The following is a 26,513-nucleotide window of genomic DNA, read 5'->3' as shown; positions in this document are numbered from 1 at the left end:
CAATGGCCAGAAAAACGCTTCGGACTATTATTTGCGGTGTACCCGCAGGAACGCTCATGCAAGATGAGAGCGGCCTGGTCAGTTTTGCCTACGATCAAGATTATGACGGGCCAGCCCTATCGACCAACATTCCCGTATCAAATCGCACATACGGCCAACAGGTCATGAATCCGTACTTGTTTGGCCTTCTGCCCGACAGCGAGGACCAACGAAAAGCGATTGCCGCCGAATTCGACGCCAGGCCCAATAATCCCGTTGCGCTGCTCAGCCATATCGGACTCGACTGTCCGGGCGGAGTGCAGTTTTGCGCCGAAGAAGATATCGACGCCGTCTTGCATCGCACTGGCGAATACCGCCCTATAGACGACCACGAGATTGCCTTGCGCCTCAAGTCGATCAGAGATGACCGCGAGGCATCGTGGATGGGCCTAGATGAAAGTTGGTCACTTGGAGGCAATCAGGGCAAGTTCGCTCTCGCACTCATAGACGGTCGCTGGTGCGAATGCGTGGGCTCCTTGCCCACGACGCATATTTTCAAAAATGGCGTCATCGGATTTAAACTTGAGGCTCTTAATGAGTTTGTCTGCATGAAAAGCGCCCAGCGCGCGGGTATCGCAACGGCGAACGTTGAGTATCGCTTATTTGAGGACGAACCCGCCCTCATTGTTGAGCGCTATGACCGTGTGAAAGTCAAAGACGGAACAATCATGCGTCTACACCAAGAAGACCTCTGTCAGGCTCTTGGAGTGATGCCCGCTCAAAAGTACACGGCAGACGGCGGCCCGACCACCCGCGACATTCAAGAGCTCCTCGCAAATACGAGCCACCATCAACTTAACCTATATCTGTTTACGCAGATACTGTTCTTCAACGCCATTATCGGCGCACCGGATGCGCATGCGAAAAACTATTCCCTGCTCCTTGGAAACGACGGCGCAGTCATGATGGCTCGAATGTACGATGTCGCGTCGGGTTTGGCATATGAGCGTATGCGCCGCCGAGCGCGCCTCGCCATGAGCGTTGGCGGCGAAAATCGTGTGGGGCGCATCGGTCCAGGCGCTATCCGCCGATACCACGGTATGGGCGACCCCGCGCTGGAGGCGGCACTCACCGATGCCGGGCTATCCGAGAAGTTTTGCTTTACGACCATGATGGACCTCGCCTACGAGGTGCCCATTTGCATGGAAGAGGTCATGGATGAATACGCCGACCTGCCCGGCATGGCGGACCTGCGAGAGCATATGCTCGGCCCCGTCCGCGAAAACTGCCAGCGAACCCTCGACCTCATCAGGGCGGATATGGGCTAGGTGGCCACAATTTCCCATTTCTTAAAAGAAGAGAGGGGCACCCGTCGCAAAAGCTCGGATGCCCCCTCTCATAATGTCATTTGCAATCCACCGGCACGTAGCCCGGACTGCTGCTAGCGCAGCCTTTATGCAGCAAGGCGCTTGAGGACGTCGATGAGCAGCTCGTAGAAGCGCTCGGCAGAAGCGAGCTCCATGCTCTCGTCCGGGGTGTGGACATCGGAGAGCGTCGGGCCCACGGCGATGGCGTCCAGGCCGTGCAGGGCCTCGGCAAACAGGCCGCACTCAAGGCCGGCATGGATGGACTCGATGCGCAGCTCGGAGCCAAAGAGCTCACGATAGCTCTCGACAAAGATGTCGCGGACCGGCGAATGCTCGGCATAGCTCCAGCCGGGATACTCGAACTCAAACTTGGCGTCGAAGCCCAGGACATCGGCCAGCGTCTGCAGGCGGTCCTTGAACTCGTTCTGCAGCGAGGTGATCGAGGAGCGCGGGGACAGCATGATCTTGACCTGGTCGTCAGAGGTGGCAACCACGCCGATGTTGGAGGAAACCTCGACGGAGCCGTCGGTGGCGACGTTGCGGCGGATTACACCATTGGGGGCAAGACGCAGAGCGCGAATGAGGGCAAGTGCGGACTTCTGGTCCATGGCCTCGACCTCGGCGTCGTCGGCAATCTCGACGGTGCAGGTAAAGCCGGGGTCGAAGACCTCGAGCTCGGCAGTGACGTCGGCGATGATGCCCTTTGCGATCTCGGCCGCGGCCTCGGCGGCAGCGTGGTCGGCGTAAACCAGCTCGGCCTTGCACTCACGGTTGATGGCGTTGTCCTTGGTGCCGCCGTTAAAGCTAACGATGGCGGGCTCGCCGGCAACCATCAGGCGGTCGATGATGCGGGCCATGATGAGGTTGCCGTTGCCGCGCTCCAGGTTGATGTCGGCGCCGGAGTGGCCACCCAGCAGGCCAGAGATCTCGAGCGTAAGGGTGCTGCCGGTCTTGTGCTCGCGCACGATGGGGCAGGTGTAGGTAACAACGACGCCGCCGGCGCAGCTGACGGTGGCCACGCCCTCCTCCTCGGAATCGAGGTTGATCATGGTGCGGGCGCTGATCTGGGATTTGTCGAGCGTCTCGGCGCCGACCAGGCCAGTCTCCTCGTCGGTGGTGAATACGCACTCGAGGGCCGGATGAGCAATCGAATCGTCGTTGAGCACGGTGAGCATCAGAGCGACGGCGATACCGTTGTCGGCGCCCAGCGTGGTACCGTTAGCGGTGAGGACGCCATCCTTGACGACCAGGTCGATACCATCGGTCGTAAAGTCATGCTCAACGGAGCCCAGCTTGTCGCACACCATGTCGATGTGGCCCTGCAGCATCACGGTCGGGGCATTCTCGGCGCCGGCAGATGCGGGCTTGCGAATGATGACGTTGTAGACCTCGTCCTGATACACGTCGAGGCCGCGCTCCTTGGCAAACGCAACCAGGAAATCGCTGATGCCCTTCTCGTTGCCAGACCCACGGGGGATCGCGCTGATCTCCTCAAAGAAATGGAACAGCTGGGCGGGCTCGTAGCCAGTAATCTTGTAGTCCATGGTGCCTCCTTGGCGCAACTGGTTAGACAATAAGACATGCGCCTTGTATATTCCCAGACTTTACGTGCATAAACCAGTCGAAAACGCCGAGCGCCCTCGCATCATCGGCTAACGGTTGACCGCATAGCGTAACGGTCACAACTTCGCAGCTCTACAAATCGAGGCGCCCTTGCCAGAGCGCCTCGATTGCGCGTATCAAATTGTCGCCACGCCCTACAGCGCGCCGGAACCGGCTTGCATCATGCCGCCGGGGCCCGAGGTCACGCCGCCGCTCACGGGCACGGCGTTGCCGGTGTGCGGTGCCGCCGGGGCGGTATCGCCGCCGAGCGTGCCCGCCGGACGCGGGGCCGGGATCTCGCCCGTGCCGTGGCTAAAGACAAACTTGCCATCGGCCACGTCGCACAGGACGGTATCGCCCTCGCCCCACTCGCCGGCCAGAAGCTCCTCGGACAGCGGGTCCTCGATAAGCTTTTGAATAGCACGGCGCAGCGGACGCGCACCGTTGGTGAGGTCGGTGCCCTCGGCCACGATCTTGTCATAGGCCGCATCGGTGAGCTTGATGTTCATGCCGTTGGCAATCAAACGCTGACGCAGGTCGCCCACCAGCAGGTGCGCGATCTTGGTGAGATTCTCGCCCGAGAGCTTCTGGAACACCACGATGTCGTCGATACGGTTGAGCAGCTCGGGGCGGAACAGGCGCTTGAGCTCGCCCATCGCGCGACCACGGATCTCACTCGACGTGAGACCTTGCTCGCCGGTGGTGCCAAAGCCAACGCTCGCATCCTGCGCAATCTCGCGAGCGCCCACGTTGGACGTCATGATGATCACGGTGTTGCGGAAGTCGACCGTCTTGCCCTGGCTATCGGTCAGGCGGCCCTCCTCCAGCACCTGCAGCAAGATGTTGAAGATATCGGGGTGCGCCTTCTCGATCTCGTCGAACAGCACGACCGAGTACGGGTGGCGACGAACGGCCTTGGTGAGCTGGCCGCCCTCGTCGTGACCGACGTAACCCGGAGGGCTACCGATGAGCTTGGAGACCTCGAACTCGCTACCGAACTCGGACATGTCGAAGCTGATGAGTGCATCCTTGCTGCCAAAGAGGTACTCGGCGAGCGTCTTGGCGAGCTCGGTCTTGCCCGTGCCGGTGGGACCAAGGAAGATAAAGCTGCCGCCGGGGCGACGCGGATCCTTGAGCGGCGAGCGGCTGCGGCGCACGGCCTTGGCAACGGCCTCGACAGCCTCATCCTGACCGATAATGCGCGTCTTGAGCACGCTTTCGGCTTGCAGCAGGCGACGGCTCTCGCTCTCGGTAAGCGAGGACACCGGCACGCCCGAAGTCACGGACACGATATCGGCGATCTGGCTCACGTCGATGGTGAGCGGGCTGGCGTCGAGCTCGGCCGTCCAGGCGGCCTTGGCCTCGGCGAGCTCAATCTCGGCAGCTTTCTGCTGCTCGGTGATCTCGGCGGCCTTGTTCATATCGTCGCTCTCGGTGGCCTCCTGCGCGGCGGCCTTGAGCTCCTCCACGCGATGCTCGGCCTCACGCACCGGCTCGGGCGCGCGATTCGCGGCGATGCGAGCGCGGGCACCGGCCTCGTCAATGAGGTCGATAGCCTTATCGGGCAGGAAGCGATCCTGGATGTAGCGGTTGGAAAGGTTCGCGGCGGCCTCGATAGCACCCTGCGTATAGCGCACATGGTGGTGCTCCTCGTAGCGCGGCTTGAGTGCGGTCAGGATCTTGACCGTGTCCTCAACGCTCGGCTCCTCGACATCGATGGTCTGGAAACGACGCTCAAAGGCCGGATCCTTGGTGAGGTACTTGCGGAATTCCTCGGCCGTGGTGGCGCCGATAATCTGGAAGGCACCGCGCGCAAGCACGGGCTTGAGCATAGAGCTCGCGTCGATGGAACCCTCGGCAGAACCGGCACCGATGATGGTGTGCATCTCGTCGATAAACAGGATGACGTCATCGGCTTCGGTGGCCTCCTGGATCACGTTCTTGAGGCGCTCCTCAAACTCGCCGCGATACTTGGCACCCGCCACGAGGCCCGGCAGGTCGAGCGTCCAGATATTCTGGTTCATGAGGTTCTCGGGCACGTTGCCGGCTGCAATCTGCTGAGCTAGGCCCTCGACAATGGCCGTCTTGCCCACGCCGGGGTCGCCCAGAATGAGCGGGTTGTTCTTGGTGCGGCGCGAAAGAATTTCCATCATACGCTGGACTTCCTTTTCGCGACCGATTACAGGGTCGAGCTCGCCGTCGCGCGCCTTCTGTGTGAGGTTGGTCGCGAACTGCTTAAGCGTATCGGTGCCACTCCCCTTTTGCTGAGAGGCATCCGAGCCGCTAAAGAACGGCAGGCCCGCACCGGGACGACCAGCACCGGCGCCGGCGAGCGGACGCTTCTTGTCCTGGTCCTTGGCGGTGAGTTTCTCGATAGCCTTTTTGATGGAGGCGGACGACACACCTAGGCGCATGAGGATGTCCATGGCCATGCCGTTGCCCTCTTCGACGATGCCGATCAGCAAGTGCTCGGTCGACACGTAGGTCTGGTTGTTCTCACGCGCCACGCGGAATGAACGCTCCATCACGCTAATGACGAGCGGCGTAAAGGCGAGCTTGGCCGCCTCGGTCTCCTCACTGGGCTCGGGAACCGTGGTCTGGACCTCTTTGAGAGTATCCATGATGTCATCGTAGGAGATGTCGAGCGAACGCAGTGCCTCGGCGGCAATGCCCTCGTCCTCCTTGGCAAGCGCGAGCAGCAGGTGCTCGGTGCCCACCTTATTTGAATGAAGATCGAGCGCCTCCTGTTTGGCCATCGACATGACCTTGCGCGCTCGATCGGTAAATCTATCTAACATGCTCGTTTCCTTACATGAGTTCATCGAAATCAAAACGCCCGCCCGTCGGCGGCGCTTTTGTCTCTTTACCCACAGGTTGTCTATGTTAACAGCTGGAGGAATATCTATAAACCCGGCTCACATGAATGCAGGTTATGACCGCATCGCGGGACTCACCGCGCGATGCGCGACAGGCGCCCCGCAAGAGAAACCCTAGGCGTCTTTCACCACGTCGGGACTCGTCGCACGCGATGTGCGATAGGCATCGGCCTCCTTGGAGACGCGTTCGAGCAGCTCGGATGTATCGACACCCTCGACTTGCGCGACCGTTTCCACCGTCTGCATGGCGACCGCCCTCAGGTACGCGCACGCGCTGTCCCCCAGCTGCTCGAGGTCTATCTCCTCGCCGCCCTCCCGGGCAAAGCCGACCGCCATCACAAAGTCCATGATGCCCGAGACCAGAAAGCCCACCGCAAAGCTCGAATCCGCCTTGAGCTCTTCTCCGTCGGGGTGGACGATCTCTCTCACGCGGTCGATGATGATCGTATGGATGCCCTGCACGACCTGCTCGGCGGCACCCGCTCTCATGGTGATGACGATGCGCCGCAGCAGGCAGCGGACGTCGCGCCGGTCGAACGCCGAAAGGTCGCCCTCGCTCGAAAAATGCCAGAGGGCATCGGTGATGAGCTCGTTATCCTGCAGCAGCTGGGCTATGGCGATGGCGACGAGTTCATCGAAATCGTGAAAATAGTAGTAAAACGTTCCGCGATTGCACCGGGCGGCGCGGGTCACCTCGCCAACCGACAGCTCGAAGATGCTGTTGTTCTCGATGAGCTCCCAAAACGCCTCGATGATACGGGTGCGTGCATCGGGCGCATCGGCGTCCTTACGCGGTCTCGCCATGCGCCTCACCGCACCCCTGCGCCTTGGCGTTCATGATGAGCATCTGAAGACGGTTCTCCACGTTGGCGAAGCTCACGTCGGGATCGTAGTCGAGCGGCAGGAACTGCGCCGTGGGATACTGCTCCTTGAGCGCATGGATGAGCCCGCGCCCCACGACATGGTTGGGCAGACACCCGAACGGCTGCAGGATCACGAAGTTGCGGCAGCCGCGCTTGGCGTGCTCGAGGATCTCCGCCGGAATCAGCACGCCCTCGCCCGCATCGAACGTATGGTGCAGGATCTTATCGCTCGCGCGCACGAGCTCGGGCATGCGCGTCGGCGGCTCGTAGAGCGGGCTCGCCGCGCCCAGGCGGTCGCAACGGTCGTGCGCGAGCTCGAACAGGTTGTCCGCCGTGGCGTACCAGGCCTTTTCGGGCAGCGACAGGTCGACGTGGAACTCGCGCGACTGCGCATGCTTGTAGAAATAGGTCTTGCGGATCACGTCGGTCATGCGCGCCTCGATGACCTCGAGCCCGTTGTCCTCGAGGTAGCGCTCGATCTCGTGGTTGGCGCCGAGATGGAAATTGAGCAGGTACTCGCCCACGATGAGAACGGTCGGATGCGGGTTCGAGCGGTCGTACGGAACGGCGTCCATGATCGCAAGCGCGCGTTTGAAGCCCGTCGCCTGGCCTCTCAGCCCGGAGCGCTCCATGCCCTCGATAACCTCATCGAGCGCGCGGTCGAACGCAGCGTCCGCCGCGCCCTTCTCGAGCTCGTAGGGACGGATGCGCCTAAGCATGGCCTCGAGGGTATCGATCATGGGAAGACCGTAGGCGATCTGGATGCTCGGGCCAAGGCCGAGCTTGAAGCCCGGATGCGCATTGTGGGCATCGACGTCGTCGTTGGTGAGCACCGGGACATAGTCGTATCCCGCGTCGTCGAGCGCGCGGCGCAGCAGGGGCATGTAGTGCGTCAGGCGGCAGTCGCCGATATACTTGCCAGTCACCACGGCGACGTCGTGCGGGTCGTACTTACCGCTCTCGAGTGCCGCGAGCGCCTCGCCGATCACGATTTGCGCGGGGAAGCAGATGTCGTTGTGCACATAGCGTTTGCCCAGGCGGATGGCATCCTCGCGCCCGATATCAAGGGCCTCGGCGCGCACGCCCTGATTGCGCATCGCCGCGGTCATGAGCCTGCAGAACGCATGGGAGGTGTTGGGGACCAGCGCGATCTTGTCGTGCCGGTCGCGCTTGGTGTACTTGACCTTATACGGGTCGTCGAGCGGATGGACCGCGTGCACCCGGGCGCCCTCGGCACGCTCCTCCGCGCGACGACGGTTGACCGACTCGATAAACGAACGCACGCGAATGCCCATGGGACCGGCGACGTCGCTCTCATCGAGCTTGATCATCATCGGAACCTTGGAGCCCATCTCGCCCATCATGCGCGCGATCTCGTCGGTGAGATACGCATCGTGGCCGCAGCCGAAGCTGCCCATCTGCACGAGCTCGAGCTCGGGCGTCGATGCGACGATGACCGCGCACGACAGCATGCGCGCATGGTAGTTGTTCACGATGTCGATGCGGCTGTTGGAAAGATCGACGTTGCAGACCCCCGGCACCGCATCGGGCGTCAGCACGGGGATGCCGCGCTCAGAGAAGAGCTTGGGCAGCCCGTGGTTGACCAGCGGGTCGTTGTGGTACGGGCGCGAAGCGATCACCACCGCGTAGCCGCCGTCCTCGCGCACGTTCTCGAGCACCTGCCTGCCGCGCAGCTGCAGCTGGTTCTCAAACGTCTGCTGCGCGCGGTCCGCCTGCTCGGTCGCCTTGGCAACCAGGTCGGCATCGATATCGAAGGTCTCCTTGCACCACGCCTTGAGCTGGCGGTTTCGGTCGCCCTCGTCGTACCAGTGGAACAGCGGCGTATCGAACGGAACGCCGAAACGCTCCTCCGGGTTATCGGAATTGCGCATCACGTAGGGGTATCCCTTTACGACGGCGCACATCCACTCGCTGGTAGAGGCGGTGTTTTCGGTGGGCACCGTCGTGATGATGGGCATGAAGATGCGGTCGACGCCGGCGTCGACGAGATTGCAGATGTGCCCGTGGACGAGCTTGGCCGGGAAGCACACGGTGTCGGATGTGACGTGCGCCAGACCGCGCTCGTACATCGCCTTGGTGCTGCGTCCCGAGACGCGCACCTTAAAGCCGAGCGTGCTGAAGAACGTCGACCAGAACGGCATGGTGTCCCAGAACTCGAGCACACGGGGAATGCCGATCGTGACATCGCGCCCCCCGCAGACGGGAACCGTGGGGCATGACTCGAACAGCAGCTTCTCGCGGTCGACAAAGAGATTGGGGGCAGCCGCGGTTCGGTCGCGCCCCGTGCCGGGTGCCTGTGCCTCGCAAGCACCCTGCGGACGCAGCTCCTCCGCCGCGGGAACCTCGCGCACGAGCTCATCCCATGAGATGGCGCCGCCGCGCGGGCAGCGATTGCCCGTGACGTAAAGCGAGCCGTCGCCAAATGCCACGACCGCGCGCTGGCAGCGGTTGTTGCACCGACGGCAGGTAACGCCGCCGAACTCGCGATGCTCGAAGCGCTCCACGGCATCGAGCCCGATAAACGACGTGCCGGCGTCGCCCTTGCGGCATTCCTCGCGCGCGAGCAGGGCGATACCGATAGCGCCCATCAGCCCCGGGTGGGGCGCACGCGTGACGGGTTTGCTCAGATACTGCTCGAATGCGCGCAGCACCGCGTCGTTTCGGAACGTGCCGCCCTGGACGACGACTTTGTCGCCCAGACGGTTGAGATTTGAAACGCGAATGACCTTGGTGAACACGTTCTCGATAATCGAACGGCAGAGACCAGCCATGATGTCGCCCGGACCCTTACCGCGCCGCTGCTCGGAAACGACGCTGCTGTTCATGAACACCGTGCAGCGGCTGCCGAGAACGGCGGGGGCTTTGGACGAAAATGCCTCGGTCGCGATATCCTCAACGGCTATTCCGAGGTTTTTGGCAAAACCCTCGAGGAACGAGCCGCAGCCCGCAGAGCACGCCTCGTTGACGACGATATCGGTCAGCACGCCGTGGTTGAGCCAGATGGCCTTCATATCCTGTCCGCCGATGTCGAGCACGAAGGTCGCATCGGGAACGCATGCGCACGCGGCGCGGGCGTGCGCGACCGTCTCGACCGTATGGTAGTCGGCGTGGAACGCGCGCGCGAAAAGCTCCTCGCCGTATCCCGTGGTGCCCACGGCATCGATCGCAAGCGTGACTCCCGCTGTCTCCCAGCGGTTCTTCAAGCTGACAAGACCCTGTTGGGCGACGTCGAGCGGTCTGCCGTTATTAGACGCGTAGAACGAATCGACAAGCTCACCCGCCTCATCGACCAGGGCGAACTTGGTCGTCGTGCTCCCCGAATCGATACCGAGCGCCACACGCACCGTCTCTCCGGGCGCATACGCATCCGGACCCTTTGCCGGCGTCTCTTTGCCATGGCGTGCCGTAAAATCCGCCTGCTCGGCAGGTGTGGCAAAAAAGGGCTGGGCAAGACGTCCCTCCCCGCTTGCGGGCGCGACCGTCTCGAGCTTATCCAGCCGGACAAAAGCGTCGGGAAGGTCGATCGGTTGGGACGATGCGAACATGTCGGTCAGCGACAGGGCGGCACCGCGCGCGACCATGATCTGCGGATCGCGCGGGACGATAACCTGATCGTCCGATAGATTCAGTTGCTCCCGGAACACGCGGACCAGCGTGGGGTTGTAGGCGAGCGTACCGCCCTCGAAGATTACCGGCGGCTCGATGTCGATACCCTGGGCCAGACCGCCGATCGTTTGGCGGGCGACCGCGTGAAGCGCCGAAAGCGCCAGGTCGGTGGTAGGAATGCCCTCGTTGAGCAGCGGCTGGATATCGGTCTTTGCGTACACGCCGCAGCGGCCCGAGACCTCGTGGACGGTCGTTCCCCGGCTTGCGAGCTGCTCGAACTCGCCCGATTCGGTGCCGACCCCCATGAGCTTTGCCATCTCGTCGATAAATGCACCGGTACCGCCTGCGCACGAGCCGTTCATGCGCATGTCGGCAACCTCGATGTCTCCCTTATCGTTGGTGCGGAAGAAGATCATCTTGGCGTCTTGGCCGCCCAGCTCGATGGCGCAGCGCGTCTGCGGATAGAACCTGCTGATCGCGAGCGCGTTGGCGACCACCTCCTGAACGTACGAGGCGCCCAGCGCGGTCGCGATATCGCGCGCACCCGAGCCGGTCACCGCAACGCGCAGCGACTCATGGGGAAAGCGCTCGGCGAGCTCGCCGAGCATGGCGCGCACGCTCGCTGTCTGACACGCCCCGTGGCGGCGATATCCCCACCACGCCTCGGTCATATCCTCGTGCATCGCGTAAACTTTGGTCGTCGTCGACCCTACGTCCAGTCCTACTAGCAACGCCATAATGCTCCGTCTCTCGCATTTTTTCTGCTAGAGATATACCACTCTACGTAATACAACAGACTGTTGTATTTAAACTCCGTATAAAAAGCGGCTGCCGAAACGCTTCAGCAGCCGCCGAATGCACCAACAGATTGTTCTGCGCGCTAACACGTCGGGCAACGGAGCAGCACGGGGCCTCCGGTCATGCGCACCGCTCACGCCCGCGATGTCGCCGAGAGAGCTATCCACGCTTAGGGCTCCAACCAAGCAAGTCGCCCGCGCTCAGCAGATCCCTAAGCGAGCTACTCGCACTCAGGAGCCATAGCCTGCTCCAAGAGCTCGGCATGCTCCTCCTCGAAAACCGTCCCCACAGGGAAGGCGCGACGGAAGACGAAGTGGGAAATCGGACCGGCTACCAAAAGGTTCCACGGCAGCGCCATCACAAAATTATGCGGGATGTTGATCATCCAGATCGCGGGCACGGAATACAGGTTCGCAAGGATGCCGCCGGGCATGTGCGTCAGACCCTCGCAGGCACCGTACAGCGACATGATGATGACCATGGGAACGACCATGCAGGAGCTAACGGCGAGCGTCATGGCGAGCGGCGAGCTCTTGCCCGGCGCGACCAAGTACTTAAAGGCGAAACCCTTGGCGAGCGGGCTGGCGACGAACCAGTCGCAGCACATGGCAAAAATGTAGGCAACGGGGAAGCCGAGCCACGCAGCGGCAACGACCTCGCCGTTGATGGCCCCGTGCTGCAGGGCAACGTTGTAGATGCTCATCCAGAGCACCATGCAAAAGCACATGATAAAGGTGAACAGCAGGCTCTCTCGTTTGTTGATAGGCATAAAGGGCATGGTCCTTTCCGTGTTACGCCGCGGCATCACGCAACAAAAACGGGCGGGCAAGATGGAGCTGTTGGGACTTCATCTCGCCCGCCCGTGATACGTGCGTCTGCGACTACTTATGTGGTGGAACCAGCCTAGCACGAAAACCCCGCGCTTCGTAAGCGTTGAGTTTATGAAGATGCAGGGCACCAATAATCCCCCGACCCCCTAAGTTGCGGTGGAATACGGACTGTTTTGACCCTTTAAGCAGCAATTCAGTCCCTATTTCACCGCAACTCATTTGGTGCAAAGTAACATGTCCCCCTTGCACCAATTAGCTGGTATGGCGCCAGCGAGGGTCGGTGAGCGTACGTGCCACACCCAGGCCAACGGGCAAAAACGCCACGATGAGCACTGCACGCACAAACCAGCCGAGCATATTGACCGTGTCGAAGGTGCACATGTAATACATCGAGCGATACAGATACAAACCCGGCACCATAATGACAATCGATGGCACCGTGAGGGCGATACGTGGATAGGTGAGTTTGATTTCAGCTAAGCTCGCGAGCAGCCCCGATACCAGCGCACCGATAAACGCAGCCGCCTCGGGAGGCATGCCCGCACTCAGCCCCAGGAAGGGAAGCATCGTCGGCGCATCGACGAGCGCAAGACGCAAGGTATTGGACACGGCGCCGATGAGCCCTGCCGCCGCTGCCATCTTTACTGGGCTGTTGAACATAACCGAGAAGCCAAATACGCCGATAAAGCTCATCAGTATGCGCAAGAGCGTAAGAGCCAACGGTGAGAGGCCGAGCGGGGCGAAGTCATCCGGCGCCAGTCCCACGCACTCGGCAACCATCCAACCCACGAGGGTCGCCATCACAATAATCGATACGGCATACGAAAGGCGCTCGATACCGCTTCGCATGTCGAGCTTAGCGATGTCGAGGCCTGCCGTAATGAGCGGAAAGCCGGGAATCACAAAGAGCATGGCGCCGATATAGCCTTCTTGGTGCGACATTGCCCCCGGTATGACCTGGCCAAGGCCGAGCAATGCCAGCAGATACGAAACGCAAGCGAGCGCAACGCCGGTCGTCAGCGCGCTGAACTGACCAAGGCCCTGCTTAAGAATATGGGAGCGGGCAAAGTTGCCGACACCCGCGCCTACGAACGCGCATGCCATCTCAATAGGACCGCCACCAAGTAAAAAGACAAAGGCGCCACAGGCGCAGGCCGCCGCAAGGCCCTGTTGCCAAGGCGCGTAATCAGGTTTTGAACTCTCAACGGTCTTGAGCATCTCGTGATACTCGTGCACCGTGAAGCGACGACCATAGGTCTCGATTTCCTTGAGGAAACTCTCCATCATCCAAATGCGATGGGTATTGACGCCCGTTGTGGGCAAGCTGACGACCTCATTAAAGCAGTGGCCATCTTCGATGCAGGTGCACTCAAACGATAGGAGACTCAGGTCGACATGGATGGTGACGCCGAGCACGTCAGCAACACGATTCATGGTATCGCGCACGCGCCAGGCACCCGTTCCGCTCGCGAGCATAAGCATACCGGTGCGGCAGATGATGGATGATTTATCGGTGAGCGGCGCATCGACGGCAAGTTCATCGCCTGCCGTCACGATCTGGTGCCAGTCAGTTTTCATATGGAGCGCGCCGGCACGGACACCGTGGTGCATGGGGGCTCTCGAAAGCAGCGAGTCAAGGCGCGAAGGCTGTGAGGGCTCCGCCGATTCGCCCTCGTCCTCGTCGGGCTCTTCATCGACCAGATCAAAGGAATCAAGCGGCGCTGGCTCGCGACGGTCGATCAGCTCCTCGTCCTCATCATCAAAGTAATTGAACTGATCGAGCATGTCCTCTTCGATAGCACGCTCGCTCGCATCGTCCATCCCGGTGCTCCCTTCCTACCGACTAACCCCATCCTAGGCAGCAACGGCTAAAGGAAACATAAAAGAGACGGCTGTCATGCGAACCATGTGCGCAATAGCCGTTGAGCAGACGTTTAAGAGCGTCCCCAACGACTAGTCGTTTAAGAACGTCCCCAATGACTACTCCGACAACGTCGATGTATTGGCAACGCCAGCGAGCGGGTCGCATTTGTGACAAGGTGACGTGAAACGAAAGGGCGCTGACCTTCTGGTCGCGCCCTTGAAGTTGAACGTCAGATTGTCCAAATGCGGCCCGCGCAGCGTCGAGCCGTTACGCGGTTCGTAGAACCGCGTAACTAGTTAGTACATCTTTGCGCCGGCAGGGATGGAAGCGTCGAGCTGAATCAGGTTGAGGCGCTCCTCGCCCTCCTCCTCATGGATGGCGCTGATGAGCATGCCGCAGCTGGGGATACCCATCATCTTGCGCGGAGGCAGGTTGGTGATGGCGAGCAGGGTCTTGCCGACCAGGTCCTCGGGCTCATAGTATTCATGGATGCCGGAGAGAATGGTACGGTCAGTGCCGGTACCGTCATCGAGCGTAAAGTTCAGCAGCTTCTTGGACTTCTTGACGGCCTCGCATGCCTTGACCTTCACGGCGCGGAAGTCGCTCTTAGAGAAGGTATCGAAGTCGACGAACTCCTCAAACAGCGGCTCGACGGCAATCTTGGAATAATCGACCGTGGGCTTGAGGGGCTTGACGAAGGGGCTCGCGGTGTTGCCGGCCTCGGCAGCCTTGGCAGCAGCGGCACCGGACTGGAAACCCTTCTCGGGCTTCATGTGCGGGAACAGCAGCACGTCGCGGATGGAAGCCTGGTTGGTGAGCAGCATGACCACGCGGTCGATACCGATGCCAATGCCGCCCGCGGGAGGCATACCGTACTCGAGGGCGCGCACGTAATCCTCGTCGTACTCCATGGCCTCGTCGTCGCCGCCGGCCTTCTCGGCCATCTGGGCAGCGAAGCGCTCGGCCTGGTCGACCGGGTCGTTGAGCTCGGAGAACGCGTTCGCGTACTCGTGGCCGGCGATGACCAGCTCAAAGCGATGGGTCAGGCGCGGGTCATCCTCAAAGCGCTTGGCAAGCGGGCTAACCTCGATGGGGTAATCGCACACGAAGGTGGGGTTGACGATGGTGTCCTCGCCCAGCTCATCGTAGATCTCGGCGATGATCTTGCCGGCGGTCCACTCGGGCTTGATCTCCAGGCCCTTCTCGCGTGCGGCGGCAGCGAGCTCCTCAACCGGCGTGTCGATGGTGACCTGCTTGCCGAGCACGTCGGAGACGATGTCGGTCATGGGACGGCTGGCCCACTCACCAGAAAGGTCGATGGTCTGGCCCTGATACTCAATAACCTCGGGGTTGCCGATAGCCTTGTTAGCGGCCTTAATGACGCCCTGAGCGAGCGCCTTCATGCCCTCGAGATCGGAGAAGGCGCGGTAGGCCTCCATCGTGGTGAACTCGGGGTTGTGAGTAAGGTCCATGCCCTCGTTACGGAAGATACGGCCGATCTCGAACACGCGCTCAAAGCCACCGACGATGCAGCGCTTGAGGTGCAGCTCGGTAGCAATGCGCAGGTAACACTCCTGGTCGAGCGCGTTGAAGTGCGTGATGAACGGCTTAGCCGTAGCGCCGCCCTGGATAGTCTGCAGAATGGGGGTCTCGACCTCCATGTAGCCATCGGACTCCATAAAGCGGCGGAACGTGGAGAGAATCTGCGAACGCTTACGGAAGGTCTCGCGAACGTCGTCGTTGGCGATCAGGTCGACATAGCGCTGGCGATAGCGGGTCTCCTTGTCGGAGAGACCGTGGAACTTCTCGGGCAGCGGGCGAACGGCCTTGGACAGCAGCGTCGCGCTCTTGGGGGCAACGGAAAGCTGGCCACGCTTGGTGCGCACGACTACGCCGGTCACGCCCAGGATATCGCCCAGGTCGAGCGCCTTGAGCGTGTTCCAGGCGGCCTCGTCCATATCGTTGATGCGGCAGAACAGCTGGATCTCGCCGGTCGCGTCGCGCACGACGATGAACATGATCTTGCCCTGACCGCGCTTGGCAACCACACGGCCGCCGATCTTCACGACGTCCTCGGTGTCCTCGCCATCGGCAAGCTCGGCGTACTTAGCCTCGATATCGGCGACGTAGTCCTCAATCTCGGAGTGCTCGGGATACGGGTTCTGGCCCGCCTCGAACAGGGAGGCACGCTTGGCCAGGCGGGTGGCGCGCTCGTCGTTGAGCGTCGATGCCTGATCGGCGGCGTTCTGGTTTTCTGCCATAGTTAGCTCCTCAAACTAAAACGCTCCCCAGGATTCGGTCCCAGGGAGCGAAAACATACCTTTACGCGGGACCGTGGTCTAGCGTGCAATCTTGGCGATGGTGTAGACGCGAGTCTTGCCGGAAGGCGTAACAACCTCGACGGAGTCGCCCTCGCCATGACCAATGATGGCGTGGCCGACCGGAGACTCGTTGGAGATCTTGTGCTCGAGCGAGTTGGTCTCGGTGGTACCGACAAGCGTGACCTCGATGAGCTCACCGTTGGGGTCGACCAGGGTAACAGTCGAGCCGATGGAGACGGTCAGGTCGCCCGTGCTGGCAGCGATCTGAGCGTTGGCAAGGATGGCCTGGATCTCGGCGATACGAGCGGCGTTCTGGGCCTGCTTGTCCTTGGCGGCATCGTACTCGGAGTTCTCCGAAAGGTCGCCGAACGCGCGAGCTTCCTTGATGTCCTCGACGATCTCCTTGGCGTAATCGCCCTCACGCCAAGCGAGCTCCTCGACGAGCTTCTGGCGGCCCTCAGCGGTCAGTACGATCTGGCTTGCGTCCATACGGATATCTCCCCAACTATGATGTAACGATCAACTGTCAACAAAAACGAAAAAGACCGGCTAGCCTGCGGGCAAGCCGGTCAGGTGCTCACCCCAAAGGGATGGGACTACTCTGCGTCCGCGTCGCTGTCCTCTGCCTTCTTTTGCTTGGCAGCAGCGAGCTTGGCCTCGAGCTCTGCGATCTCCTTGTCCTCCTTGGACTCCTCGACCACAACGTCCTCGGCCTGCTTGGTTTCGCCCTTATCGTCGCCCTCCATACCCTCGCGGATATTCTTGACGGTAGAGCCGAGGGACTTACCGAGCTTCGGCAGGTTCTTAGGCCCAAAGATAATCAGGACAACAACGAGAATAATGATGAGCTCAGGAGCCCTCAGTCCAAACATGTAGACCTCCACAATACAGCGAGACAAGCTCGAATGAGTATACCGCGGGTATCGCGGTATCACAACAATAGCTAAAAAAAGGGACCGCAAGAAGCGGTCCCTCCTCATGCTCTGGTCGGGTTGACTGGATTTGAACCAGCGACCCCTGCGTCCCGAACGCAGTGCTCTACCAAACTGAGCCACAACCCGTTAGCTCGACTATAGTAACAAAGATTTCCGTCGTGTGCCAGAGAAATTTTTACTTCTTTGGCGCTTCAATGCGAACCGTGTCGGAAATGAGCTCCGTTGCATAAGCCCACCAGCCGTTTTGTTGAGCGACTGCCGCAAGATTAACTGCCGTGGCGGCAGTATCGCAAATGGCAAACGAGCAGGCACCCGAACCGCACACGTTTGCGGCAATGATACCGTCCTGTGAACGAAGCCAGTCGAGCACCGTTTGAATCCGCGGCTCCATCTGCGCGGAAATGACTCCCAGGTTGTTGTGGACGAGCGCGTAGGCCGCCTCTGCGTCTCCCGAGCGAAGGGCAGACGCGATCGCTCCGGGCTTGTCCGCAGGCGCTGGGGTCTCGTCAAAACGTCGATAGGCTTCAATTGTTGAAACGCTTGCCTCGCGCGGCTTGACCAGCACGACGGGTGTCGCGGGAAGTGCGGGGTACTCGGTTGCCAGCACGTCTCCCCCACCCACGCAAAATGCAGGGCTGGCATGCAAAAAGAAGGGAACGTCGGCGCCAATGCCGCGCGCGATGTTGTCCAGCGCGGGATCGGCACGGTCGATACCCCACAGCTCTGCCAAGGCGACAATGACCGCCGCGGCATCCGTCGAAGGACCGCCCAGGCCGGCACACAACGGGATGCGCTTCTCGATCGTGATGCAGACGTTGGCTTCACGACCATAATGCTCGGCCATAGCGAGCGCAGCACGATACGCCGTATTCTTTTGCATGGGAAAGTCGGATGTCGGAATCGTCTGGACGGTCAGCGCCTGTGCCGGCGTAACCGTCACGGTATCGACAAGACCGACGGCTGCCATCAGGGAATCGACCTTATGGTAGCCGCGGTCGTCACGCTCGGTATGAACCCCCAGATAGAGGTTGATCTTTGCCGGCGCGGAAAGGGTCAGGGACCAATCGGTCACCGCTAGTGCTCCTCGAGCTGATTGCCGAGCGGGGTAAAAATGTGCTCGCCGCTCTCGGGGTCGAACAGCTCGACCTGGCCGGTGAGAACATCAATATACTGGTAGGACTGACGCGACTTGCGGCCACGGCGCTCGTCGACCTCGACGATAAAGACTGCCGGATGGACGCTCTTGATGGTGCCCATGCGCTCGACGACGCGGGTGCGGCCCATGTTGGCCTTCACCTTAACGCGATCGCCCACCATATCGGTCAGCTTCTCGTGGATGTCGTCGACGTGATTGACTTCCATCTCTTCCATGAACAGGGCCTCCAGAAGGTGCAATTCAAAAAGGGGATAATACCCCTAAGATAGACAAAACTCTAATACTATAGCACCCTGTTGTGGCCATACGCAAGTAGCTAATTAGCTACTTACAGAGCATCGGTGTCCAGGACGATGGTGAATGGACCGTCGTTGACGAGGTCGACCTTCATGTCGGCGCCGAAGATGCCATGCGCTACGTGCTCGACGTCCTCGCGCACAAGCGTCAGGAAGTACTCGTAGAGCTCGTTGGCGACATCGGGGGCGCCAGCATCCGTAAACGATGGGCGGCGGCCGTGACGGCAATCGGCGAACAGCGTGAACTGCGACACCACGAGAACCTCGCCGTCGACATCGGCAAGTGCCAGGTTGGTCTTGCCGTTCTCGTCCTCGTTAATGCGCAAGCCCCGGAGCTTGCCCCACAGCTTATCGGCCTCGGCGCGCGTGTCGCCGTGACCCACGCCCAGCAGTACCAGATAGCCGCGCCCAATTTTGCCCACGCACTCGTCGTCGACCGTCACGCCGGCGTTGAGCACGCGCTGCACTACTGCACGCACGGCCTACTCCTCGCCCGTCAGTTTGGCGGATAGGTGCTCGAGCGCATGGAATCGATGGCTGATGGCGTTCTTCTCGTCCGCCGTCAGCTCGGCCATGGTCTTGCCCGGCGTGTCGACCGGCAGGAACAGCGGGTCGTAGCCAAAGCCGTGATCGCCGCGACCCTCGTGTGCGATAACACCCTCGCAGGCGCCCTCACCATAGGTGACCAAACCGTCCGTGTCGATGAGCGCGACGACGCTCATAAAGCGCGCAGTGCGGTCCTCGTCGGCCACGCCTTCCAGGTTAACGAGCAGTTTGGCATTGTTGGCGGCATCGTCGCCGTGAACGCCCGCGTAGCGCGCGCTATACACACCGGGCTCACCATCCAGCGCGTCAACGACCAGGCCCGAATCGTCGGCAATGGCCATGAGCCCCGTCTCTTCGACGGCAGCCTGCGCCTTGATGATGGCGTTCTCCAAAAATGTCGTACCGTTTTCCTCGGGGTCCTCAAAATCGCCCAGCTGACCGAGCGCCACAAAGCGAACCTCGGGCATAACCTTGCCCAAAATGGCCTCGATCTCGGTGAGCTTATGGGCGTTGCCCGTTGCCACGACGATGGTCGCCGCCGGGTCGAGGGTGTCGATGTCGATCTTCTCAAGTGCCATGAGTGGTCTCCTTGTCCGTATAGCAAAGTCACGTAAAAGGGACCGGTCCGTCGACGTCTCCCCTTTCATGTGGCATCAACCTTATCTATCGGCGTTTCCGCAGATAAAACCTGCCAAAATAAACATCCCTTTTTGGCAGGCTAGGCGAGAGCTTGGCGCTGGAGCTCGATGAGCTCGGCAATGCCCTTGTCGCCCAAATCGAGCAGGGAATTGAGGCGCTTGCGGTCGAAGGGCGCCTGCTCGCCAGTGCCCTGGAGCTCGATCATCTCGCCGGTGTCGGTAGCGACGAGATTCATGTCGACCTCGGCGTGACTGTCCTCGGAATAATCCAGGTCGAGCAGGGTGTTGCCATCGACAACGCCCATGGAAATCGCGGCGACCTGGCCCGTGAGCGGGATGCGCTCGAGCTTACCCGCCTCGACCCACATGGCAAGGGCGTCGTGCAGTGCCACCCAGGCGCCGGTAATGCTCGCCGTTCGCGTGCCGCCGTCTGCCTGAATCACGTCGCAGTCGACGGTGACGGTGTACTCGCCGAGCGCCTTCATGTTGACGACGGTGCGTAGGCTGCGGCCGATCAGACGCTCAATCTCCATGGAGCGACCCTTGCGGTTGGCGTGCTCGCGCTTGCAGCGCTTGCCGGTCGATGCCGGCAGCATGGCATACTCCGCCGTTACCCAACCGGCCTTGGCGCCCTTGCGCCAGCCCGGCACGCCCTCCTCGATGGTGGCAGCGCACAGCACGCGCGTATCGCCAAACTCGGCCAGGCACGAACCGTGGGCGTGCTTCATGACACCGCGAGTAAGCTTGATGGGGCGCAGCTCATCGGCGGCGCGGTCGTTGGCGCGATTGACCTGCATGTACTCCATAGAAATATCCTTTCGGCAAAAGGTGAACGTGAGCCTTTGGTCGGTGACCTTATATCTATTTCAGTTCGTCGATATCGATATGCTCAATGCTTTTGAGCGGCTGGCCAAAGATAAAACTGCCCGCCACCGCAAACTCAGCAATGTTATCGGCCGTCGTTGCAAAACGATGCTGCGGCTCGGCCGCGTCGCCCGCCAGCTGCTCGCGGCGCGTGAGAATATCGGTCAGCTCGCGCGTGGTCTCCTCGGCGGAGCTCACCACGCGCACTCCGGGACCCAGCGCATGGCGAATAGGCCCCACGAGCAGCGGAAAATGCGTGCAGCCGAGTACCACGGTATCGATGCCGTGGTCGCGCAGCGGTTCAACCGTGGCGCCGACCAGCGCGCGTACGGCAGGCGTATCAAAGATGTCCTCGTTCTCGAGCCACTGCTCTTGCAGATGTGCGCCCGAGGCGAGCTCGTGCTCAACGACCTCGACAAAGCTCGAGGCAGGGCAGCCGTATACGTCGACGCCGGCATCCAGGTCCTGGATGGCACGCGTGTAAGCGCCTGAGCGAATGGTGAGGTTGGTGGCGAGCACGCCCACCCGGCGCGTGCGGGTGCTGTTGATTGCCGCGCGTGCGCCCGGTGCGATCACGCCGATGACGGGGACGTCGAGCACCTGCTGGGCCAAACGCAAGGCCGCAGCGGTCGCTGTATTGCAGGCGATGACCATGATCTTGACGTCGTGCTTCGACAGCCAACGGCCCGCCTGCAGTGCAAACGAGCGCACCTCGTCCTCGGTGCGGGTGCCGTAGGGGCAGCGCTTGGTGTCGCCAAAGTAGTAGACGGACTCGTGCGGCAACGCCGTTGCGATGGCGCGTGCAACCGTCAGACCGCCCAGACCAGAATCGAACACGCCAATGGGACGTGTGTCGCCAGCCAGATTCTCGATATCGGACATTACCTCACCAGATTCTCTCTCGAAAAGATATGGCTCAGAACTATAGGGCCGCGCTACGAACGAGCCGCGACGAGCAGCTCTGCCGTTGCCGCCCAGCCGTCGACAATCTTGCCGCGCGTGACGTAGGCGTTATCGCAGGTATCCAGGAACTCGGGCGCGCCGGCGCTGGTCAAACCGTTCTCGACCAGGCAGAACGTGCCCACGTGGTCAGCCATGTAGAAGTCGGACTCGGAATCGCCGAGCGCCAGCGTCTCCTCGCGCTCGATACCCAGGTGCTCGCAGAAACGTGCGATGGCAACGCCCTTGTTGAGACCGGCGGGATTGATGTTAAACGCGCGGCCATCCTCGACGCGTTCGAGCTCGAGCGTCGTCGGCTTGGACAGATGCGTCAGATGGCCGTTGCAGGCCCAGACCAGACCGCAGCCAGCCTCGTCAAGAATGGCCTGGACCTCGTCGTCGGGCACATCGCCGCGCATGCCGACGGTGACCTCGCGGTACTTGTAGCCAGTCGACATGTCGTTGTGGTACTCGATCTTATGCGGCCAGCGGGCAAGGATCTTCTCGCACACGCCGGTCTGCTCGATCACCTGATGCGGTGTGAGGCCGCAGGCGGGGTCGTAAGGCATGTCGCCGGTCAGATACTCCCAATCGTTAGCTTTGAGGTCGTACATGACCAGGCCGCCCATCTCGCCGATGTAGGAGTTGAGGCCGAGCACGCGGGCGTCTTCGTGGATCATGGTGCGATTGCGACCCGAGGTGGGGACCACCTGGATGCCGGCACGAGCGAGCGCGACAACCGCCTCGACGAGCTTGGTCGAGGGATTGCCGTCGTTATCGCGCAGCACGCACGAGCCGGGTGCGAGCATCGTGGCGTCCAGGTCGGTAAAGACGTACTTAACCTTGGCAAGACGCTCGCGCATCTCGCCCGAAAGCTCAGCGACGGTCGGCAGGGTATTGTGGGACATGGTCACTCCATTTACGTAGAAGGGGCTTCTGGTCTTAGGCATCGTACGCCGCAAGGGTGCGCTTGAGAATCGAACCGTCGCGCTCACAAGGCTCGGGTCCGTTCTTGCGCAGCATACACTCTTCCTCGCCCTTACCGGTCACGATGACCACGGCAGGACGGACGGTCTCGCGCACGGCAGTCTCGATAGCGGCAACGCGATCAGTCACGATTTGCCAGTTATCATTTCCCTGCGCTTGAACGTTGCGCGCGATCTCGGCGCAAATATCCTCGACATCCTCGGGGCCGGGGTCATCCTCGGTAATCACGATTCGGTCGGCATACTTGCCAGCGGCGATGCCCATCGTGGTGCGTCGATCGACACCCTTACCGCCCGTAGCGCCAAATACAACCGCCAGCTCGCGCTCGGGATAGTTCTCGCGCAAGTCGCGCAGAAGTGTCTCGAGGCTCATGCCGTTATGTGCAAAATCGACGACGCCCAAGATTTTGCCCGATACGGACGGATAGAGCTCCATACGGCCGGGAACGAAGACGCCCTCAAAGCCATGGACGATACCCTCTTCGGAAATGCCCAGGGCCTCGGCGCAGGCAATAGCGGCAAGCGCGTTGGACACATTGAATTTAACCGGCGTGGGAATCACCATGTCGCGCGTAAAGCGGGGCGTGCGCACCGTTGCCACCACGCCGCAGTCACCATTGCGAATCGCCAGCGCAAGCACGTCGGCACGCTCGTCGGTCAGGGAGAACGTCACCGTACGTTCGCAACGAGATGCCGCCTCGAGCACACGATCGACTTTATCCATATCGAGATTGACCACGGCAAAACGGCTCTGCGAGAAAATTTTGAGCTTGCTGGCAAAGTAATCCTCGAGCGTCGGATGCTCAATCGGCGAAATGTGATCCTCGCCGATATTGGTAAAGGCGCCGACTTCAAAGGCGATCTTGCCCGTGCGCTCGTATTTGAGGCCCTGGCTCGATGCCTCCATAACCAGCCACGGGGCACCCGCCTCCGCAGCATGCGCGATGCGAGACTGCAGCATGAAGGATTCGGGGGTCGTCAGTTTGGAAGGGCCCGTCTCGATGCCGTCGTCGAACTCAATGCCCGTATTAAGAGCGGGTCGATGACAGCCCGTAATCTTGGCCTCGTTGGCGAGAATGCCGCGCAGATAAAAGCTACAGGTCGACTTGCCCTTGGTGCCTGTAAAGGCGCAGACCTTCACCTTACCCGACGGGTGCCCATAAAAGGCATCTGCCACCACGGCGAGCGTGCGACGAATATCACTCACAATCACCGCGGGAAGATCAACATCGTAATCAACCTCGGAAACGTAGGCCACGGCGCCATCGGAGATTGCCGAAAGCAGGTACTCGCGCTTAAACGTACGGCCCTTGCAGACAAACAACGTGCCCGGACGCACCTGGCGCGAGTCATCAGTTGCAAACTCAATGCGCTGGTCGCACGAAGCGCTCGGTCTGGAAACAACAAGGTCATCTTCCTCGAGCAACTCTATATAGCGCATCAGAGTTAGCTTCTCTTGTGTCGGACTCGACATACAAAGACCTCTCTCGCTAAGCCCAGCCTCAATTGCCTCGAGACCAAACCGATTCAACAAAACCCTTTCAATACTAGCAGCCATCGTAATATGCCGCCCAATCTTGTATCGGGCACAGATTGCTAAATCTTGGAACCGCTACCGGAAGCCCGGACGAGTCACGCCGTGGTTTTTTCGGTTCGCTCGGCGCTTATGCCCTATCACGAAACAAAAGATTGGCATGATAGTAAAGATTATTTGACATCAGCTGCCGCGATCCTTGCGGCAGTACACCTGAGCCGTCAGCAGAAAGGATCTTGCATGTGCGGTTTTGTCGGTTTTACCGGTACAGATGAACAGAGTGAGCTGGTTCTCACGGCCATGATGAATCGCATCATCCACCGTGGTCCCGATATGGGCGGCCAGCATATCGTCGACAACGTTGCCCTTGGCTTCCGTCGTCTTTCGATTCTCGATCTTTCCGAAGCTGGAGCTCAGCCCATGTCGAGCGACGACGGCAAGGTCACGATTGTCTTCAACGGAGAGATCTACAACTTCCAGGAGCTTCGCGCCGAGCTGGAGGCAGCCGGCTACGCCTTCCACTGCAACGCCGATACCGAGGTCCTGGTACACGGTTACGAGGAGTGGGGCGAGGACCTGGTCAACCGCCTACGCGGCATGTACGCGTTCGTGATTCACGACCAGAACAAGAACAAACTCTTCGGCGCTCGCGACATCTTTGGTATCAAGCCGTTTTATTACTACCAGGCATCCGATGGCTCACTGCTGTTTGGCTCCGAGATCAAGAGCTTCCTGGACCATCCCAAGTTTGAGAAGGCTGTCAACCACGACGCGCTACGCCCCTACTTGACGCTGCAATTCCCCGCCACGGAGGAGACCTTCTTTAAGGGCGTGTTCAAGCTTGCCCCGGCGCATTGCTTTACGTATGACCTGACGACCAACACCATGGACATCAAGCGTTACTGGAGCTGTGACTTCACCGACGACAACTCCAAGACCTTCGAGGAGTACGTGGACGAGTGCGACAAGGTCGTGCACGAAAGCGTCGCTGCGCACCGAATCGCCGATGTTAAGGTGGGCTCGTTTCTTTCTGGCGGCGTGGACTCCAGCTACATTGCCGCCTGCCTTATGCCCGACACCACGTATTCTGTCGGCTTCGATTACAAGAACTTCAACGAGACCAACTACGCTGCCGAGCTTTCCGACAAGCTGGGCATCAAGAATGTGCGCAAGATGATTACCGCCGACGAGTTCTTCGATGCGCTGCCCGATATCCAGTATCACATGGACGAACCGCAATCGAACCTGTCCAGCGTGCCGTTGTACTATCTGGCGCAGATGGCTTCCGAGGAGGTCACCGTCGTCCTTTCGGGCGAGGGTGCCGACGAGCTGTTTGCCGGCTATGAGTGGTACGAGGACACCCCCGAGATGCGCTCCTTTAAGAAGCGCGTGCCGCTCGGCGTACGTCGCGCCCTGGGCTCGCTCGTTCAGCATCTCCCCTACTTTAAGGGCCACAACTTCCTGACGAAATGCGCCGAGGTTCCCGAGCGTTGGTATGTGGGTCAGGCAAAGGTGTTCGATCCCTCCGAGGTCGACGAGGTGCTCAAGCCCGCTTATGACACCGGCAAGAACGCCGCCGAGATGTGCGCCGAGTACTACAAGCAGGTTCCCAACTGCTGCGAGCTTTCCAAGAAACAGTATCTGGATATGAACATGTGGCTGCCGGGCGACATCCTGCTCAAGGCAGACAAGATGTGCATGGCGCATTCTCTGGAGCTTCGCGTCCCGTTCCTGGACAAGAAGGTCATGGAGTTTGCCGAGCACATTCCCGCCAACTACCGTGTTAACGAAGAAGGCTGCAAGCTCGTCCTGCGTCACGCCGCCAACCGCACGCTGCCCGACGAGTGGGCAACGCGCAAGAAGGTGGGCTTCCCCGTACCGGTCAAGTTCTGGCTTCGCGAGCAAAAGTACTACGACTACGTAAAGGAATACTTCACCGCACCGTGGGCTGCTGATTTCTTTGAAACCGATGCGCTCATGAAACTGCTTGACGATCACTTTGAGGGTCGCGCGCTCAACCAGCGCAAGATCTATACCACGCTGACGTTCCTCATCTGGTACAAGCGCTTCTTTATCGACGAGGACAAGGGCGCCGAAGTCGCCGCGTAAGTTTCGTTATGGATTAGCGGTGAACAGCACGGGGTTTCCGCTATACTCAATCCCTGCGGGCGATTGGCGCAACGGTTAGCGCAGGTGCTTTACACGCACAAGGCTGGGGGTTCGAATCCCTCATCGCCCACCACTTGATTGAAAAGGCTCCCAGCGATGGGGGCCTTTCCTTTTTGGGCCCCGTGCAGAGGGATTCGAACCCGCAAGGGTGCGGAGCTGAGGAAACGCGTAAGCGTTTTCCAGCGCAGCACGCGAGGAGCGAAGCGACGAAGCGGGGCGCGGGCGGCGCCAGCCGCACGCGGACACCCCTCATCGCCCACCACTTGATTGAAAAGGCTCCCAGCGATGGGGGCCTTTCCTTTTTGGGCCCCGTGCAGAGGGAT

Annotated in this window: 19 protein-coding genes and 2 tRNA genes; 3 read left to right on the top strand and 18 right to left on the bottom strand. The window is 60.7% G+C overall.

Annotation, left to right across the window (positions count from 1 at the left end):
- Positions 1–2: 2 nt before the first annotated feature.
- Positions 3–1,307, top strand: coding sequence for a type II toxin-antitoxin system HipA family toxin (locus AB5Z20_RS01980; protein ID WP_368129897.1), 1,305 nt, complete (start codon positions 3–5; stop codon positions 1,305–1,307).
- A gap of 125 nt (positions 1,308–1,432) precedes the next feature.
- Here AB5Z20_RS01980 and AB5Z20_RS01975 read toward each other — a convergent pair whose 3' ends face one another.
- The 18 genes from AB5Z20_RS01975 to AB5Z20_RS01890 form a co-directional block, all read right to left on the bottom strand.
- Positions 1,433–2,890: an aminoacyl-histidine dipeptidase gene (locus AB5Z20_RS01975; protein ID WP_368129896.1), complete on the bottom strand. Its 1,458-nt coding sequence runs from the start codon at positions 2,888–2,890 to the stop codon at positions 1,433–1,435.
- Between the two features lie 213 nt (positions 2,891–3,103).
- Positions 3,104–5,746, bottom strand: coding sequence for an ATP-dependent Clp protease ATP-binding subunit (locus AB5Z20_RS01970; protein WP_368129895.1), 2,643 nt, complete (start codon positions 5,744–5,746; stop codon positions 3,104–3,106).
- 192 nt (positions 5,747–5,938) lie between these two features.
- Complete coding sequence (locus AB5Z20_RS01965) at positions 5,939–6,628, bottom strand: TetR/AcrR family transcriptional regulator (RefSeq protein ID WP_368129894.1); 690 nt, start codon at positions 6,626–6,628, stop codon at positions 5,939–5,941.
- Complete coding sequence (locus AB5Z20_RS01960; RefSeq protein ID WP_368129893.1) at positions 6,612–11,051, bottom strand: acyl-CoA dehydratase activase; 4,440 nt, start codon at positions 11,049–11,051, stop codon at positions 6,612–6,614. Before AB5Z20_RS01960 ends, AB5Z20_RS01965 begins: the two co-directional genes overlap by 17 nt.
- Before the next feature lie 281 nt (positions 11,052–11,332).
- Positions 11,333–11,881 (bottom strand): DUF2798 domain-containing protein, encoded by a 549-nt coding sequence (locus tag AB5Z20_RS01955; protein WP_270225813.1) that lies wholly within the window; start codon positions 11,879–11,881, stop codon positions 11,333–11,335.
- 313 nt (positions 11,882–12,194) lie between these two features.
- Positions 12,195–13,763: a threonine/serine ThrE exporter family protein gene (locus tag AB5Z20_RS01950; RefSeq protein WP_329738358.1), complete on the bottom strand. Its 1,569-nt coding sequence runs from the start codon at positions 13,761–13,763 to the stop codon at positions 12,195–12,197.
- Positions 13,764–14,102: 339 nt separating this feature from the next.
- Entirely contained in the window at positions 14,103–16,067 is a 1,965-nt protein-coding gene (gene lysS / locus AB5Z20_RS01945) for a lysine--tRNA ligase (protein WP_368129892.1), read from the bottom strand.
- A 78-nt stretch (positions 16,068–16,145) separates the two neighbouring features.
- The gene (gene greA, locus AB5Z20_RS01940) at positions 16,146–16,616 is read right to left on the bottom strand and encodes a transcription elongation factor GreA (RefSeq protein WP_117820769.1); all 471 of its coding nucleotides are present in this window, start codon (positions 16,614–16,616) and stop codon (positions 16,146–16,148) included.
- A 107-nt stretch (positions 16,617–16,723) separates the two neighbouring features.
- Positions 16,724–16,999, bottom strand: coding sequence for a twin-arginine translocase TatA/TatE family subunit (gene tatA / locus AB5Z20_RS01935; RefSeq protein ID WP_152073393.1), 276 nt, complete (start codon positions 16,997–16,999; stop codon positions 16,724–16,726).
- Positions 17,000–17,111: 112 nt separating this feature from the next.
- Positions 17,112–17,188, bottom strand: a tRNA-Pro gene (locus AB5Z20_RS01930).
- Between the two features lie 49 nt (positions 17,189–17,237).
- On the bottom strand, positions 17,238–18,134 hold the full coding sequence (ispE, locus tag AB5Z20_RS01925) for a 4-(cytidine 5'-diphospho)-2-C-methyl-D-erythritol kinase (RefSeq protein ID WP_270225810.1): 897 nt from the start codon (positions 18,132–18,134) through the stop codon (positions 17,238–17,240).
- 2 nt (positions 18,135–18,136) lie between these two features.
- Positions 18,137–18,433 carry a Veg family protein gene (locus tag AB5Z20_RS01920; protein ID WP_006234957.1) on the bottom strand — a complete coding sequence of 99 codons (297 nt, stop codon included), beginning with the start codon at positions 18,431–18,433 and terminating at the stop codon, positions 18,137–18,139.
- A 113-nt stretch (positions 18,434–18,546) separates the two neighbouring features.
- Positions 18,547–18,993, bottom strand: coding sequence for a D-aminoacyl-tRNA deacylase (gene dtd, locus AB5Z20_RS01915; protein WP_270225808.1), 447 nt, complete (start codon positions 18,991–18,993; stop codon positions 18,547–18,549).
- 3 nt (positions 18,994–18,996) lie between these two features.
- Positions 18,997–19,638, bottom strand: coding sequence for an RdgB/HAM1 family non-canonical purine NTP pyrophosphatase (rdgB, locus tag AB5Z20_RS01910; RefSeq protein WP_022094898.1), 642 nt, complete (start codon positions 19,636–19,638; stop codon positions 18,997–18,999).
- A gap of 140 nt (positions 19,639–19,778) precedes the next feature.
- Positions 19,779–20,504 (bottom strand): ribonuclease PH, encoded by a 726-nt coding sequence (rph, locus tag AB5Z20_RS01905; protein WP_270225806.1) that lies wholly within the window; start codon positions 20,502–20,504, stop codon positions 19,779–19,781.
- 55 nt (positions 20,505–20,559) lie between these two features.
- Positions 20,560–21,444: a glutamate racemase gene (gene murI / locus AB5Z20_RS01900; RefSeq protein WP_117778584.1), complete on the bottom strand. Its 885-nt coding sequence runs from the start codon at positions 21,442–21,444 to the stop codon at positions 20,560–20,562.
- A gap of 53 nt (positions 21,445–21,497) precedes the next feature.
- Entirely contained in the window at positions 21,498–22,409 is a 912-nt protein-coding gene (locus AB5Z20_RS01895) for an HAD family hydrolase (RefSeq protein ID WP_270225804.1), read from the bottom strand.
- Positions 22,410–22,443: 34 nt separating this feature from the next.
- The gene (locus tag AB5Z20_RS01890) at positions 22,444–23,928 is read right to left on the bottom strand and encodes a Mur ligase family protein (RefSeq protein ID WP_270225803.1); all 1,485 of its coding nucleotides are present in this window, start codon (positions 23,926–23,928) and stop codon (positions 22,444–22,446) included.
- Positions 23,929–24,261: 333 nt separating this feature from the next.
- Here AB5Z20_RS01890 and asnB point away from each other — a divergent pair, with 333 nt between their 5' ends.
- Both asnB and AB5Z20_RS01880 read left to right on the top strand, forming a co-directional pair.
- Positions 24,262–26,130, top strand: a complete 1,869-nt coding sequence (gene asnB / locus AB5Z20_RS01885; protein ID WP_368129891.1) for an asparagine synthase (glutamine-hydrolyzing) — start codon at positions 24,262–24,264, stop codon at positions 26,128–26,130.
- 57 nt (positions 26,131–26,187) lie between these two features.
- Positions 26,188–26,263, top strand: a tRNA-Val gene (locus AB5Z20_RS01880).
- Positions 26,264–26,513: the final 250 nt, after the last annotated feature.

The organism is Collinsella aerofaciens (assembly GCF_040910245.1).
Taxonomy (GTDB): Bacteria; Actinomycetota; Coriobacteriia; order Coriobacteriales; family Coriobacteriaceae; genus Collinsella.
This window is presented reverse-complemented; position numbering and strand designations above follow the sequence as displayed.